Source organism: Cryobacterium sp. TMT2-18-2, from assembly GCF_004402245.1.
GTDB lineage: Bacteria > Actinomycetota > Actinomycetes > Actinomycetales > Microbacteriaceae > Cryobacterium > Cryobacterium sandaracinum.
On record NZ_SOFU01000029.1, the window covers coordinates 25,300 to 40,229 of the forward strand.

12 protein-coding genes are annotated in these 14,930 nt (G+C 66.8%); 6 read left to right on the forward strand and 6 right to left on the reverse strand.

The features are described 5' to 3' along the window. Window positions 1-244: 244 nt before the first annotated feature. The gene (locus tag E3O22_RS09465) at window positions 245-1,951 is read left to right on the forward strand and encodes a hypothetical protein (protein ID WP_134394081.1); all 1,707 of its coding nucleotides are present in this window, start codon (window positions 245-247) and stop codon (window positions 1,949-1,951) included. On the opposite strand, the gene E3O22_RS09470 is transcribed toward E3O22_RS09465, so the two are convergent. Genes E3O22_RS09470 through E3O22_RS09480 form a run of 3 tightly spaced genes read right to left on the reverse strand, consistent with a single transcriptional unit; the run spans window position 1,948 to window position 4,057 of the window. Continuing rightward, complete coding sequence (locus tag E3O22_RS09470; RefSeq protein WP_134394080.1) at window positions 1,948-2,343, reverse strand: DUF2304 domain-containing protein; 396 nt, start codon at window positions 2,341-2,343, stop codon at window positions 1,948-1,950. The two genes, E3O22_RS09465 and E3O22_RS09470, sit on opposite strands and share 4 nt — an antisense overlap. Before the next feature lie 6 nt (window positions 2,344-2,349). Further along, window positions 2,350-3,078 carry a glycosyltransferase family 2 protein gene (locus tag E3O22_RS09475; protein WP_134372227.1) on the reverse strand — a complete coding sequence of 243 codons (729 nt, stop codon included), beginning with the start codon at window positions 3,076-3,078 and terminating at the stop codon, window positions 2,350-2,352. A 10-nt stretch (window positions 3,079-3,088) separates the two neighbouring features. Continuing rightward, the gene (locus E3O22_RS09480) at window positions 3,089-4,057 is read right to left on the reverse strand and encodes a glycosyltransferase (protein WP_198410592.1); all 969 of its coding nucleotides are present in this window, start codon (window positions 4,055-4,057) and stop codon (window positions 3,089-3,091) included. 196 nt (window positions 4,058-4,253) lie between these two features. Between E3O22_RS09480 and E3O22_RS09485 the strand changes: the two genes are divergently transcribed. From E3O22_RS09485 to E3O22_RS09495, 3 genes are all read left to right on the forward strand, one after another. Continuing rightward, window positions 4,254-5,594, forward strand: a complete 1,341-nt coding sequence (locus tag E3O22_RS09485; RefSeq protein ID WP_174722055.1) for a lipopolysaccharide biosynthesis protein — start codon at window positions 4,254-4,256, stop codon at window positions 5,592-5,594. Beyond that, entirely contained in the window at window positions 5,591-6,598 is a 1,008-nt protein-coding gene (locus E3O22_RS09490; protein ID WP_241976600.1) for a glycosyltransferase family 2 protein, read from the forward strand. The genes E3O22_RS09485 and E3O22_RS09490 overlap by 4 nt, the downstream gene beginning before the upstream one ends. Before the next feature lie 98 nt (window positions 6,599-6,696). Next, complete coding sequence (locus E3O22_RS09495) at window positions 6,697-8,730, forward strand: hypothetical protein (RefSeq protein WP_134394079.1); 2,034 nt, start codon at window positions 6,697-6,699, stop codon at window positions 8,728-8,730. Here the strand turns inward: E3O22_RS09495 and E3O22_RS09500 are convergent. Beyond that, the gene (locus tag E3O22_RS09500) at window positions 8,727-9,635 is read right to left on the reverse strand and encodes a glycosyltransferase (RefSeq protein ID WP_134394078.1); all 909 of its coding nucleotides are present in this window, start codon (window positions 9,633-9,635) and stop codon (window positions 8,727-8,729) included. The two genes, E3O22_RS09495 and E3O22_RS09500, sit on opposite strands and share 4 nt — an antisense overlap. Window positions 9,636-9,705: 70 nt before the next feature. Between E3O22_RS09500 and E3O22_RS09505 the strand changes: the two genes are divergently transcribed. Both E3O22_RS09505 and E3O22_RS09510 read left to right on the forward strand, forming a co-directional pair. Next, window positions 9,706-10,968 (forward strand): lipopolysaccharide biosynthesis protein, encoded by a 1,263-nt coding sequence (locus E3O22_RS09505; protein ID WP_134394077.1) that lies wholly within the window; start codon window positions 9,706-9,708, stop codon window positions 10,966-10,968. A gap of 60 nt (window positions 10,969-11,028) precedes the next feature. Further along, window positions 11,029-12,231, forward strand: coding sequence for a glycosyltransferase family 2 protein (locus tag E3O22_RS09510; RefSeq protein WP_198410593.1), 1,203 nt, complete (start codon window positions 11,029-11,031; stop codon window positions 12,229-12,231). 53 nt (window positions 12,232-12,284) lie between these two features. Here E3O22_RS09510 and E3O22_RS09515 read toward each other — a convergent pair whose 3' ends face one another. After that, the gene (locus E3O22_RS09515) at window positions 12,285-13,586 is read right to left on the reverse strand and encodes an O-antigen ligase (protein WP_134394076.1); all 1,302 of its coding nucleotides are present in this window, start codon (window positions 13,584-13,586) and stop codon (window positions 12,285-12,287) included. Window positions 13,587-13,605: 19 nt separating this feature from the next. Then, window positions 13,606-14,910 carry an O-antigen ligase gene (locus E3O22_RS09520; protein WP_134394075.1) on the reverse strand — a complete coding sequence of 435 codons (1,305 nt, stop codon included), beginning with the start codon at window positions 14,908-14,910 and terminating at the stop codon, window positions 13,606-13,608. Window positions 14,911-14,930 lie beyond the last annotated feature (20 nt).

A 14,930-nucleotide genomic window follows, 5' to 3' on the forward strand; every position in this document is an offset into this window, starting at 1 on the left:
CGCGCCCTCATATTGTAGAGTCGAGACCGGTTGATGGTCGATTCCGTCGACGATTCAGACCAATCGAAAGGCACATCTCGTGGCCATCCGTCGGGCAGGCCGATTTCCAGGCCTAGCAGGGGTTTGCGTGGCCCTGATCGCGGCCGGTGCGGCGCTTTCACTGAGCGGGCTGACCGTGTGGGTGCTCGTCGCGTCAGTTGGCATCGCGCTCTGTCTGTGGGCCGGACAATACACTCGCTGGATCGTGGCAATCGCCTTTTCCCTGGTCATTCCGCTCCTGCTCCTGATTTGCGCAGTCCGTGTGTACCCGATACTGGGTATCGGGTTCGCCGAGGGAAACACGGTGGTGCTCGCCGCGCTGGGGCTCACAGCCGTCGTTGGTTTGCTCGCCCAGGGAGCGCCACTGTGCAGGCCGTCCCGTGCGGGGCTCCGGACCGCCGGTCTGGCGGCGATCGTTCCAGCGGCCGGGGGGCTGGCCGCAGTGCTGCTCAGCGTCGGCACGAGCGGCCGCATGCTGTCGTGGGCGATGAACAGCGATGCGATCTGGAACACGGTGACGGCCCGGAACCTGTTCATCGACGGGGGACTGCTCCCGGGGGTGCACCCGAACTCCTCCCCTTTGACGGGGGTTCTCATGGCCGCATCGTTCGCTCCTGGGCGGAACGCAACCGCTGCGACAGAGCTGCTCAATCACGATGTGACGAGAGCGGCCCAGCTCTGGGTCCTCGCCATCCTCGTGGCCAGTTTTCTTGCCGGCCTTGTCGTGGCCCGATCCGTGAGTGGGCAACATCCGTGGTTGCGCCTTCTTGCGACGATGCTTGCCGGTGGGTTCGTCACCTCCTGGTATGTGGCTGGATTCTCGTTTCAGTACGGTTTTTACAACGTCTCGCCGAGTATCGCCCTCCTCCTCCTTTGCTGGCTGCTTTGGACCGAACTCCCTCAGGCGAGATTGTGGGCGGCTGCCCTCCTCTTTCTGCTCACAACCGTTCTGCTGGCGTCCTGGGCGCCCCTGGCAGTCGCCCCCCTTTTTCTGGGGATCGTCGGTTTTCTCCGGTATTCCTGGGCGGAACTTAGGCACGCATCGTTGCCCACCCGAGCGATTTGCGCGGCCTCGGTTCTTCAGGTCCCCGCCTATGTCGGCTTCGTGACGCTGGAAGACCTCCGCCGCGACGGTGGCGCTCTCTCTGGCGGTGGCGCGATGGCGCCGGTCATCCCCGCGATCCTGTTCATTCTGATCGGCGCGGTCGTCTTCGCCGGTGCGATCGGCACCGGGGACGCCACGTCGCGGCACGAACTCGTCGGGGTCATCCTGATCTCCCTGGCCGGCCTGCTCACCTACGGCTACCTCGGTTGGCAACTTCGGGATGCGGCCACGAAGTGGTGGGGCTATTACCCAGCCAAGTTCGTGTGGTTCCTGAGTATTCTACTTGTCGTGGTGCTACTCGCCATAGTCCTGGGCCGGCTCAGTCATAGCTCCACGCTGGGGCTCAATGCGGCCGCGGGTGTTGTCGGTATCCTCGTGCTCGTGGGAGCAGTGCTGGGGAGTGTGCCTCCCTCACTGAATCGGATCGGGGCACTGGTTCCTCTTGCCGACATTGTCCGAGGGCTCGGGGCCAGCGCGCGCGATGCGGCCATCCCTACCCTGTTCACACTGAGTACACCTGGGGAGAAGAATGTTGTCGCCCGGTATGCCCAGGATCCTTCAGACGACTACTTCGTCAACGGATGGTTGCTGCAACTCTCGGCATCCTCAGCCGAGGACCCGATCCGGTACCACTCTTACTACTTGAACGCGACGGAGCCGATCCAGCTCTGCGCCATGATCGATACCTGGGGCGGTGGCGTCAATGTCCATACCAGGGACGGGAAACTGCAAGCTGAGCTCGAGGAGGCCTGTCCGACGTCGAAGTACACCGTCGTTCTGGGAGATCTGCCCGCCCCGATGAACTAGATTTCACCTCGGCCGTCGGGCCGGCTGGACGACTCTGACTCGAGCCGGGCTTCGAGCTCGCGGATCCGGAGATCCTGCAGTGCGGACATCTCGACTAGGGTGCGGGTCTGGCTCTCGATGCCGGTCAGTTCCGCGCTGGTCTGGATGCAGACCAGGAAGAGCACGGTGATGCTCACGAAGAAGACCAGGTTCGTGGGAACGTCGACCCCGACCAGAGCCGCGGCCCAGTCGAGGATGCTCGGGAAGATGCCGACCATCAGGGCCAGCAGGCCCGCGATCACCCACCAGACGGCATGTCGTTCCCGGAGGCGCCGGCGGCGCAGCATCTCGATCACCACGACGAGCGTGAAGAGGGCGGCAAGGATGCCGAAGACGTAACTGACGATATTCATGTCCGACTAAACCTTGGGTTGGAGTGCGGCTGAAGGGCGAACCAACGCGAAACCCAGGGCGATGAACGCTCTCCCGAGATACGCGGCGGCCCGAAAGGGATTGTGGGAGGGGACGCCGCCGGCGCGCGGGCGCATGGCGACCGGAACCTGCACGACCACACAGCCGGCCCGGGCCGCGATCACCAGGGCTTCGATTGTGTCGCCGAGGTACTCAGCGGGATAGTGGCTGGCGAACAGCCGTACCGCGCGCGGCCCGCTGGCCTTGAAACCCGAGGTCGTGTCGGTGAGCTTCGTGCGCGCGACACGGCTCAGGATCGCGGCCAGGAAACGCATGGCCCAACGCCGGGGCCCGCGTGCGTCGTAGTCGCCCTCCCCGGCGAATCTCGCTCCGATCACGAGATCGGCCGAGTACAGTCGATCCAGGAGAGCCAGCACATTCGCGGGATCGTGCTGGCCGTCGGAATCGATCTGGACCACGTTGTCCAGGCCGTGGGCGAGCGCATATTTGAAGCCCAGGCGCATGGCCCCGCCGACACCCAGATTGACCGGTAGCTCGGCGACCGTGGCACCGGCCGCCCGCGCGACCTCGGTGGTGTTGTCGGTGGAACCGTCATTGACGACCAGGCAGCGCACGCCGGGCAGGGCGGCGAGCACCTCCCGCACGACATCGCCGACGGCTTCTTCCTCGTTAAACGCGGGCATCACAATCAGCGTTTGGTCCAGGCGAGACGACATGGGACCGAGTTTACTCACCGGGGGTCACAGCCCTCGGAGCAGCGGAACGGATCCCGGAACGGAAATAGGGCCTGCCGAATGCGTGATTCACAAGGATCCGGAGACCATGAACGTCTCCGGCCTTGACGGACGCCGGCACGCGCGTCAGCGCGTTCAGGCGGGAAGACACGTGGCGCACCGCGACTCGGGCTGCGTGATTCCAGCCGAGCGCCGTCATCTGCTCGGCACATTCCAGGAAGTATCGGCGCTCCTCGACGAACCGGGAGCCGTCATGAGCGGTCCAGGAGGACACGCTTCCGGAGTGCCGTCGGTAGCGGAAGCTGGGCGTGTCGTCCAACACCAGCCGACCGCCGCTCACGATGATGTCGATCTCGAGTGCGAGGTCGAGTGCCACGTCTAGGTCTTCCCGGAAACCGTGCCTCTTCAGCAGGCTCGTGCGCCAGGCGATGGACGGGAAATAGGTCCATGTGCCACGCATCAGGCTCGCGGCCAGGACTTCCCCTGACAGTTCCACCGGACCGTCGGCGTGTGGGCGGCAGAGGCGCTTGACTTGGTCGGCCAGCGGGAAAGAATCGGCGCCGGCGGCGTCCATCACGCGCACGCCCGGCTGCACGAAGTCCGCGTGGGGGAAGGTGGCCAGCAACTGACGAAGGCGGGTCACATAGTTGGGCAGCAACAGGTCGTCGCAGCCGACGATGGTGGTGAAGTCGGCGGTGGCCAGGGCGGCGCACTTCCTGAAGTTGCCGCTCACACCCAGGTTGGTCTCGTTGCGGAGATAGCTGATGCGTGGGTCGGCCAGCCCTTCGAGCCACCGTCCCGGTTCGTCGTCCGGGTACTGGTCGTCGATGACGACGAGGCGCCAGAGGGGATCGGTTTGGCCGAGGATGCTCTCCACCGCCAGGCGGAAGAGCGCCGGGTCGCCGTAGAAAGGCATCATCAGGTCGATCGAGGGCGGAGCCGTCGGGAGCGGTGGTGGCATTCTGACTAGACTCTCTAACGGATTCGATGGAAGCGACGCGATCATCGGCAGAGCATGAGTGCGTGCCTGTCGACAATTCTTACGACAGTCTACGTTTCCCCCGGGAGACGCCCGCGAATCGGGCGGCCGCTCCGGTGCACAGGCGCGTGGCAACTGCCACGAACACCATTCCGGCCCTGCGGGAGGGAGGAACCCCATGACGGATGAGTCGGCTACCCGATCACGCGTTCCGTCGTCGCCCTCCGTGATGTGGGTGCTGGTCGCCACCCTCGTCTCCGGTGTCTCCGGTTATCTGGTGATGTGGCTGGTTGCCCGGGCGCTCGGCGCCGCGGACTACTCGGTTTTCGGTGTGTTCTGGTCGGCACTGTTCCTGATCGTGGGCGTGCTGTTCGGGATCCAGCAGGAGACGACCCGTGCCACGGCGAGCGCGCTGATGCGACCCGAGGGTGCGGTGCGCCGGAGCTCCCTGTGGATGTTCGCCGGTGGCGTGGCACTCGTCGTGGGCGTCGTCGTTGTGCTCACCGGGCTGTGGTGGGCGCCGCGCACACTGGGAACGGGCAATGCCGCTCTCGTCGTGCAGGTCGCCCTGGGCTCGGCGGCCAACGCCGTCGTGGCCACCCTCAGCGGAGTGCTGGCCGGGGCCAGACTCTGGCGTCACCTGGCCGCGATCATCGCCCTCGATGGTGTCGTGCGACTTCTCGCCGTTGTCGTCGCGCTCGGTCTGGGTGGAGATCCGGCTGCGCTCGCCTGGGCCGTGATCATCCCTTTCCCCGTCGCGCTGGGGCTGGTCTTCCTCGTCTCGCCGCGACCGCTGATCCGTTTCTCGGCGTCACCGCTGACGTACCGACGCCTCATTTCGAACTCCGCCCAGACGATGCTCGCTGCCTCGGCGACGGCGCTGATCGTCAACGGCTTCCCCCTGGTGCTGGCCTTCTTCGCCGCCCCGGACGAGAAAGCGGAACTGGGCGCGCTGATCCTGGCCATCACGATCACCCGGGCACCGGTGCTGGTGCCGCTGATGGCGTTGCAGAGCTATCTGGTCACCCGCTTCACCGGGTCCCCTGCCAGGCCCTGGCCCCTAATCGGCAGAGCGTGCGGCCTGATCGTGCTCACCATGGCGGTTCTCGCCGTGGCGACGTTCCTCTGGGGCACAGCGGCCTTCGCCACGATCATCGGGTCGGATTTTGCACTCCCGACCGCGGCGCTCGTGCCCCTCGTCGTGTCGTCGGGCTTCATCGGGGCGCTCTGCGTGACCGGGCCGGCCCTGCTCGCCGGGGGGAGACACCGCAGCTACGCAGCAGGGTGGGTACTCGCATCCGTCGTCTCGATCGGGATGTTGTTCGTGCCGGTCGGACTCGACGCGAAGGCGGCGCTCGCGCTCTCGGTCGGGCCCGTCGTCGGTTTGGCGTTCCACCTGGGAGCCCTGTGGCGATTCTCGCTCGAGGTTCGCCCGCCGGAGGACGCCGGCGGGAGAACCTCCGCTTCCCCGACCACTGCTTCTCCGAACACTGATTCCCCGAAGACGATCCACCAGTGACCGGAACCGAATTGAGCCTCACCGTGTCCGTCGCGCTGTGCACCCACAACGGCGCGCCCTATCTGCGGGAGCAATTGCTCAGCATCCTGAACCAGTCCAGGCAGCCCCACGAAGTAGTCCTGTCCGATGACGCCTCCACCGATGACACCCTCGAGGTGGCCGATCGAGCGTTCGCCGAATGGCGCTCCGTCCGGCCGGATTCGACCGCCACCCTGCGGGTCATCCGCAATCAGGTTCCCCTCGGGGTGGCGGCGAATTTCGAGCAGGCCCTGGCCGCCTGCTCCGGCGAGTTGTGTGCTCTGAGCGACCAGGACGACGTCTGGTACCCCCGCCGGCTCGAGGTCATGGCGGCAGAATTCGCCGGGCGCCCCGAACTGCAACTGCTCCACTCTGACGCACGCCTGGTCGACGGCCGGGGGATGCCGCTGGGCAGCACGCTCCTGCAGACCCTCGGCGTGACGGCCGACGAGAAGAGGGACGTGCATCAGGGGCGCGCATTCGACGTGCTCTTACGCCGCAACATCGTCACCGGCGCCACCGTAATGCTGCGCCGCGGGCTGGTGCAGCGGGCACGACCATTCCCGGCAGCGTGGGTGCACGACGAATGGCTGGCGATCGTCGCCGCGGCGACAGGGACCATGGATTTCCTGGACGACGCCCTGGTCGACTACCGGCAACACGGCGGCAACCAGATCGGCGTAACCAGTCTGGATGCCGCCGGCCGACTGTCCAGGCTGCGGACGCCGCGCACGCTACGCAACTCGCGTCTGCTGGCCCGGGCCGAGGCGCTGGATGAACGCGCACGGGGCCTGATGCCGGTTCCGCCCGACTCGTACCTTCGACTGATCACGGCGAAGGCCGCGCACGAGCGCGCCCGCAGCGCCCTGCCGAGCGCCCGGCTCCGCCGTGTGCTCCCGGTTCTGCGTCAGTGGCGCACCGGTGGATACGCGCGGTTCGGTCTGGGGCCCCAAGACGTTCTGCGGGACCTGGTTCAGCCGCTCTAGCGTCTGTGATCCTTTACTCTGAGAAGGCAAGTCCGCGCCGTGGCAGGGGTAGGGCTTCGACGTGGGGGAGTCCCGCACAGGGATTTGAAAGGTTCGTGGTGAACAACACTCGAATGCGTGCCGTCGGTTGGGGCTCCAGATACCGTGCAGGTCGGGACGGTTGTCGTCGCGCAATCGACCCAGGTCCCTACGGCCTGCCGCGACTACGAATCCTGCTCGCATTCCCCGCACTGCTGCTGATCCTCGGCATCGTGCTCGTCACGCTCGGAATCAACGGTTCGTCATCCGGCGTGTTCTTCAGCCAGGTGTCGTACGGCGCCGACCCGGACCTGATCGCCGGCCACCCGCAGGTCACGCGCTCCGACGAATGGAACGTGCAGACGGTGTGGGCCATCGCGCAGGTCGAGCAGGGTCTTCCGCTCACCAACGAGACCTTCCCGGGCGGCATGGACGCGACCCTGCCGCAGGACCTCCCCCGGGTGGACTGGTCCGTCGCCTTCAGGCCTCACCTCTGGGGCTTCATGCTGATGGACGTCGACCGCGCCATAGCCTTCAAGTGGTGGCTGCCCGGGCTTGCTCTCGCAGCCGCGGCGTACGCATTCCTGCTCACCGTCATCCCGCGCCGACCCGGGGTGTCGGCCATGCTTGCGGTCGGATTCTTCTTCAGCCCGTTGTTCCAATGGTGGTATCTCTCGACTACACTCTGGCCGGCCGCTTGGGCGCTTGTCACCATGACGGCTCTGGTCTGGGCATTCCGGAGCCCATCGCGACGGTCGCGCTGGACCTTCTCCGCACTCGTGGCCTACCTGACCGTCGTGATGGCGATGGGAATCTACGTTCCGTTCATCGTGCCGGCCGCCGTCGTGGTCTTATTCTTCGGGATTTCCCTGATGATCGAGCAATTGCGCCGGGGTGCCGGGTGGCCGGTGACGCTGGCACGCGTTGTCCCGGTCCTCGTCGGCGGCGTGGCGGCATCCGTCGTGGCGGTGGTGTGGCTGGCCACCAAACTGTCAACGGTTCAGGCTTTTCTGGGCACCGCGTATCCGGGGAACCGGTCAACCCCCACGGGTGGGAACGGGCCGATGAGTTTCGCCTCCGCCGTTGGATCCTCGTTCACCCAGGCCTTGAATGAGCAGCGGGCTGGTTTTCTCGGTGGCAATTCGTCCGAGGCCGCGACGTTCTTCTATCTGGGCATCTTCCTGATTCCTGTCGTCGTCTGGATCATCGCCAGGGAGGCGAGGATGCACAAAACCCTTCCGTGGGCGATGATCGGCCTCGCCACTGCCGTGGCGGTGCTGCTGGCGTATCTCTACCTGCCCGGCTGGGATGCGATCGCTCGGTTGCTGCTGCTCGACAAGACCACGCCGAATCGGGTCCGACTCGGGATGGGGCTGGCCTCCATCGCCCTGGTCGCCTACGTCATCGCCTACCTCGACCAGAACCGGGCGCGGGCCGGTAAGTGGCTCGCCGGAGCCGCTGCGGCCGCCTTCCTGCTGTCCCAGCTTGCCATCGGCGCCCTGGCCTGGCGACGGCTGCCGGGCATGCTGGAGCCGGTGCAGCTGTGGTGGCTCTGGGCGCTGCTATCGGCCGCGGCTATCTACTTCGTCGCTCGGCGCCGGCCACAACTCGCCGCGACCGCGTTTCTGATCGTGACCGTTGCCGGCTCCGGCCTAACCAATCCGATCTACCGCGGCGTTTTCGACCTGCGGGAAACTGACGTGTCCCAGGCTGTCGCCGCCCTGGACGAGGCGGCTCCGAAAACCTGGGTTGGCGTCGGCGGCGGGCTGACCACGGCCATGCTGCTCGAGTCCGGGGTGCGGGCCTACAACGGTTTTCAGGGCGCGCCCTCTGCCGGAATGTGGGGCGCGATCGATCCAGCCGGTGTGTACACGCTGCAATGGAACCGGCTGGCGGGCGTGAGCTGGGTGGCCGGGCCGGGCGAACCGGTCGTTGCCAATCCCGCCGCCGATCAGATCAGCGTGAGCTTCGATGCCTGTTCCACCTTCGCCCAGGCAGAGGTCGGCTACGTGCTCGCCGACGACAAGCGCCTCGATCTGGACTGCCTGTCCTCGGTTCGCACCTTTGACCTGCCGAAGTCCAGCCTCTCGATCTACCGGGTGGTTACGCCCTAGCCTCTGGGCGTCGCGGCGACGGTGAGCCCGAGGGCGTGACGCAGCAGAATCCGGATGCCGTCGCTGCGCCGGGCCCTCATGGCGTCCGGGATTCGGGTCAGTGCGTTCACCCGCGACGATAGGTGCAGGCGTGCGGCTCGCGCCGCATGGGGCCAGCCGTGGCCGTTGAACTCGACCGCGAGGCCACGGAAGAAGCCCTGTTCCTCGGCGAAGCGGCTTCCGTCGGCCGCCCGCCAGGACGAGACGCTGGACGCGTGGCGACGGTACTCGAAGATGACCTGGTCGTCGAGCAGCAGGCTCCCGCCACGCACGGCGAGGTCGAGGGCCAGCCCGAGATCCTGCACGATGCTGAAATCCGGCCGGAAGCCGACCGCCGTGACCGCGGAGCGGTTCCAGGCGATCGCCGGGAAGTTCATCCAGTTCCCTCGGGTGATGCTCACCGCGAGCGGCTCCCCGGAGAGTTCGAGTGAACCGTGGAACCGGGGCCGGTACAGGGACTTGACCCGGTCGACGAGGGGTGTGCTGACCTGCCCGTTCTCGTCGATGACGCGTGTGCCGGGGTGGATGAAGGCCACCGTCGGATGCTCGCGGATCAGCTGGGTGATCCGGCCGACATAGTCGGGGAGCATCACGTCGTCGCAGCCGAAGATTGTCAGCCACTCGTTCTCGGCCAGGTCGATCGATGCCTGGAAGTTCGCGTTGATGCCCAGATTGACCGGATTACGACGGTAGATGATTCTGGGGTCCGCCAGCCCCCGCAGCCACCGGCCGGCCGTTTCGTCGGGGTCGTGGTCGTCGATCACCACAAGCCGCCAGTCCGGGTCGACCTGCGCGAGCACGCTGCGCACCGCGGCCTGAAAATGGTCGACACGACCGTAGAACGGCATCATGATGTCGAGTGTCACCGGGATCTCCTTCGTGGCCGACGAGGGTCGGAGTGGGCGGATCACCGTGATGGCCGGATAGCATTCACGAGTGAAACCATCCTCGCTCATGTCCCAGGCGGCTCTCTCCACAGTAGGCGTCCTGGCTCAGGGGCTGTCCCGTTTCGCGTACACGGTGCTCATCGGTCGGTTCATGGGGCCGAGCGAGCTTGCAGAGGTGTCAGCGTGGATCGCGCTGTCGCTCATCCTCTCCCTGCTCTGGCCGACCGGGGCAGGCAACGCGGCCTCCCATTTCCTTTCCCATGCCCGGGCGCTCGGATACTCCCCGGTGCACGCCCTGCGCCTGATTCAACGCTCTTTTTGGATTTCCTGCCTGGTCATTCTCGCCATCGGCATCCCGGTCAGCATCGTCGTGCTGGGGGCGGACCCGGCGGATGCGGCCGCGATCGCCGCCCTGATCGTCGCGTATTCCGGCTACATTCTCGCGCGTGGCATCGAGGTCGGTCTGGGGCGAATCACCTCGGCAGCCGTGTGGGATGTCATCTCCTCCGCACTGACCATGGTTCTGCTGATCGTGGTCCTGGCCGCGCAACTGCCGTGGGCCCTGCTCTGGCCGCTCGCCATCGGGTACGCCCTGTTCGGCTTGCATTCCCTGCGCGGCGCGCACCGAGGGCACGAAAGCCTGCAGCAGGAGAGCGTCACCGCACCGGCCAGCATCTGGAAGCTCATCTCCTGGAACTCGCTCGGGCTCCTGGCCTCGAACGGCTTGATTCAGTTTGCGATGGTCTATGTCTTCATCGTCGAGTCCCCGGCGCGGGCCGGGCTGTTCGCGGCGGCGATGGCGCTCGCCACACCGGCGTCGATGCTGAGCCAGGCGGTGACCCAGGTTCTGATTCCGCGGTTCTCAGAGTGGGCGGCCGTCGACCCGGCGGCAGCACGGAAAAATTATCTGGGCGTCTTCGGGGTGATGTTCGTCGGTCTGGGGATCGTGTTCGGGGCCGTCGCGCTGGCCAGCCCCCTCATCGTGAGCATCGTCTTCGGAGCCGGCTACCGGTCCGCGGGGCCGATCATGGCGCTCCTCCTGATCGGCGTGTTCGCGTTCTCGATCGGCCTCGTCGCCACCGCCTTCCTGCTCACGACGGATCGAACCATGGTGGCGACGGCCGCCTCCATCGCCGGGCTGGTGACAGGACTCGTCGTCATGCTCGTCGGCACTCCCGCCTGGAGCGGGTCGGGCGCCGCCGCGGCCGGCGTGATCGCGGGATATTCGGTGACCACCTGCTGCGTGGTTATCGCCTCGTTCCGACGGTCCCGGTCTCGGTCGCCGCAGTCGGTGGCGGTCACGCTCCGTTAGGCTGCAATCGCTTCACCCGTTTCACACCATCTCCACAGTTCTCCCTCGCAAAAGGACATCATGACCGACTCCACCGCTGTCGAATCCGCTGTCGAATCCGCAGTCGTCGCTATCGAACTCTCGATCGTCATGCCTTGCCTTAATGAGGCGGAGACCCTTGCCATCTGCATTGACAAGGCCCAGGCCTACCTCTCCGGCGCGGGGATTGTGGGCGAGGTCGTCATCGCCGACAATGGCAGCACCGACGGGTCCCAGCAGATTGCCCTCGACCACGGCGCCCGGGTCGTACCCGTTGCGGCGAAGGGTTACGGCAACGCACTGATGGGGGGGATCGTCGGCGCGCGGGGTGCCTATGTCATCATGGGCGACGCGGATGACAGCTATGACTTCAGCGCCCTGGACCCCTTTGTGGCACGGCTCCGGGCCGGCGATGAACTTGTGATGGGCAACCGGTTCCGCGGCGGGATCGAACCCGGGGCCATGCCGCCCCTGCACAAATACCTCGGAAACCCGGTTCTGTCGACGATCGGGCGGATGTTGTTCCGCTCCGAGATCCGCGACTTTCACTGCGGCCTGCGCGGCTTCAACCGCGAATCGATCCTCGGCCTCGGGCTGATCACCACCGGCATGGAGTTCGCCAGTGAGATCGTCGTGAAATCCACCCTCGACGGGTTACGCGTCAGCGAAGTACCGACCACCCTGTCCAGAGACGGCCGGAGCCGTCCGCCGCATTTGCGGAGCTGGCACGACGGATGGCGTCACCTGCGGTTCCTGCTGTTGTTCAACCCCCGCTGGTTATTCCTGATCCCGGGGTCGGTGGCGTTCGCAGTCGGTCTGCTCGCTACCGTCGCCCTGGTGTTCGGGCCACTGGAGATCGGCCGGGTCGGACTGGACGTATCCAGCCAGGTGTATCTAGCCGCGCTGACGGTCGTCGGGTACCAGGCGGTGTTGTTCGCCCTGTTGACCAAGCTCTACGCCCGGCACGAGGGGTTCCATCTCCCGCGGAGCCAGGCGTTCGAGCGGTTCGCCGAGCGAGCGAGCCTGGAAAGCGGAGCGGTCGTCGGGCTCACTCTCTTCATGGCCGGCCTGGGTGTCGCGATCGTTCAGTTGGCCACGTGGGGCGCATCGGGCTTCGGCCCTCAGGACCCGGTTGACACGATGCGCCTGGCGGTGCCGGCGGCACTGTTCATGATGCTGGGCTTCCAGACGGCGATGTCGGGAATGTTCCTCGGCATCCTCTCGGTCGACATCCGCCGGACCTAGATTTCGTTGTCGGCGCGGGCTCGGCCCTTGCTCGGGTCGGCTCCCGGCGACCGCTACTCCGGCTGCCGGTGCGGCGTGGGCTGCAACAGGCTGCGCCAGCTCTTGCCCTGCGCGGCTTTCACGGCGCAGATCAGCAGCAGCAGCCAGCCGAAGTCGACCAGCACGGTGCTTTCGGCCGCCGAGGTGACCAGCAGGGTCACCAGCACCAGCGGCGACCAGACGTAGACCATCGAGCGCTTGTCCGAGGCGAGCAGCCACGACCGCCAGAAGGCGAGCATCACGAGCGCGAGGAACGAGAGGAGGCCGACCAGGCCGACCTGGAAGTAGACGTCGAGGAACGCGTTCAGCGCGGAGGCCTGCGGGCGCCCGGTGACGAAGCTGAGCCAGCCGTAGGGCGTGACGTCGACGGGCCAGAGACCGGCCCAGCCCCAGCCCTCGAGCGGGTTCAGCATGGCCAGACGCCAGATTTCGCTCCAGAGTGTGGTGCGGGCCTCGAACTCGCTGCCCGCGTTCAGCTGGTCGGTGATGCGCGCGCGGGCCGCAACCGCGATGATGCCGGCCACGACGGTGCCGCCGAGCAGCCCGATCTGCAGCAGCCACCGGTTCGCGACGGGCGTGGCGCGCAGCCAGATCAAGGCCAGCGCGGCGAGGCCCACGAACAGGGCCACCACGAGGATGACGGGGGAGCGGGTGAGTAGCAGGCCGAACACGGCCAGGGCGATGGAGCCGATGCCGAGCCCGCGCCGCACCGACCGGGACCGCAGCTCGACCGCGAAAGTGACCGCCGCGATCAGCGAGACCAACCCGAACACGTTGCGAGAGCCGAAGAGGCCCTGCACGGGCCCGAAAGAGTCGATGTTGCCCTGGATGCCGAGGAAGACGAAGGGCGTGTCGAGCAGCAGGCCGGAGAGCACTTCCAGAGCCAGGGACACTCCGAGCAGCACCCGCAGCACGTCGCCAGTGGCGCGCACGACCTGGATGGTGTCGCGGGCCAGGGCGATGTAGATGGCCAAAAAGGTGAAGGCGAGCTGGTAAAGCGAGGCGCTGAGGGTGTGCAGCGGGTAGCTGGACCACAGCACCGACAGGGCACACCAGCCCACGAAGACCATGATCGAGATCGGCAGGAGCCCGTGCCAGTCGACGCCGGCCCAGCGGGCGGTGAGCGAGAACGCGGCCAGCACGACGAGGCCCACGAGAATGCCGACGACGCCGGGCGGGCCGATCACGGCGCGCAGGGCAGTGGTCGAAAAGGCGAAGCCGATGATGACCAACGCCAGCGAGGAGGCGAACTTGGGGGAGGCGAACAGCCGTGTGAACTGGTCCGGCACGCCGGGGGGATACGCGCGGTAGGTCATGACGTTCCCACGCTACCGCCTACGGCATCCGTTGATTGGTTGCCTGCTGTCGCTTCGTGATCACGGCGAGCACGACCAGCAACAGCCAGCCGGACTCGATCAGGATGCGGCTTTCGGCCAGGCTCTGGGCGATCAGGGCTACCAGGAGCAGCAGCGGGAGCAGGGCGGAGGCCGCGTAGGGTTCCGTGTCGGCGAGGGCGCGCCTGGGTCGGTCGACCGCGAGGAACCAGCAGCGCCACAGCGTGGAGAAAACGGCGGCGGCGAAGACGATCAGCCCGAGGACGCCCAGCTGAAGCCAGACGTCGAGCCAGGCGTTGTGCGCCTGAAGGTAGACGACGCCGCGGCGCACGGCGAGACCCTCGAAGGGTTCGACCCAGGGGGCCCAGTAGCTCACCCAGCCCCAGCCGAACACCGGGCGCTCGGCGGCCAGCCCGGCCACGCTGCGCCAGATGTCGAGGCGGCCGGTGAGGTCGGCGGATTTGCCGAGCAGGGCGAGGAGCTGCGGCGTGAGGGCCACCAGGCCGACACCGCCGACGACCACGGATGCCGCGGCCACCAGGTACACCGGCCGGCGCCCCTCGGGGGGCCGGCGGCGGGCCCAGAGGGCGAAAAGCAGTGCCAGGGCGACGGCGGCGGCGGCAAGCGTCACGGTCGCGGACCGGGTCAGCAGCAGCATGAGCACCGCGAGGCCCAGCCACGCCAGGCCCCAGTTGCGGCTCACGGTGCCGGCGGCGAGCTGCACGGCGAAGACGATCACGGCGATCAGCGCCACGAATCCGAGCAGGTTGCGGTTGGCGACGATGCCCTCGATCGGGCCGCCCTGGAACAGGATGCCGCGGGTCCAGTAGTACGACTCCGGCACGTTGCGGGTGCCGTAGTCGACCCAGAAAGGGAGCAGGGCCTGCCGCACGAACAGGGCGACGATGAGCTCGAAGGCGAGGGACAGGGCGAGGATCCAGCGCAGTGCGGCGGCGAGCGTGCGCAGCAGCTCGGCCCAACTCAGGCACAGGGCGAGGAACAGCGCGGCCAGCGTGGTTGCCCACTGCAGGGTGACCCCGATCAGGGAGGCGCCGAGGTAGAACGACCAGGCCAGCGACAGGGTGGCCAGACCGAGGAAGGCGATGAGCGATTTCGGGAACCGCGACCACATCCAGTCCGGGTTCAACTTCACGAGGGCGACGACGCTGCTCACGACGACGATCAGCGCGATCGCGCCGTAGCCCCACCAGCCGAACACACTGCGCCAGAACTGGCCGGCCAGGACGGAGAAAAAGACGAGCGTCGCGAAGGTTCGAACGACGAATCGGCTCTGGACGGCGGGCATGTGTCTAAGGCTAGAGTGTG

Coding starts and splice junctions, on each gene's coding strand:
- E3O22_RS09515 (WP_134394076.1), bottom strand. CDS start 13,586: ATGACCTACCGCGCGTATCCCCCCGGCGTGCCGGACCAGTTCACACGG.
- E3O22_RS09480 (WP_198410592.1), bottom strand. CDS start 4,057: ATGCCACCACCGCTCCCGACGGCTCCGCCCTCGATCGACCTGATGATG.
- E3O22_RS09510 (WP_198410593.1), top strand. CDS start 11,029: ATGACCGACTCCACCGCTGTCGAATCCGCTGTCGAATCCGCAGTCGTC.
- E3O22_RS09475 (WP_134372227.1), bottom strand. CDS start 3,078: ATGTCGTCTCGCCTGGACCAAACGCTGATTGTGATGCCCGCGTTTAAC.
- E3O22_RS09485 (WP_174722055.1), top strand. CDS start 4,254: ATGACGGATGAGTCGGCTACCCGATCACGCGTTCCGTCGTCGCCCTCC.
- E3O22_RS09520 (WP_134394075.1), bottom strand. CDS start 14,910: ATGCCCGCCGTCCAGAGCCGATTCGTCGTTCGAACCTTCGCGACGCTC.
- E3O22_RS09470 (WP_134394080.1), bottom strand. CDS start 2,343: ATGAATATCGTCAGTTACGTCTTCGGCATCCTTGCCGCCCTCTTCACG.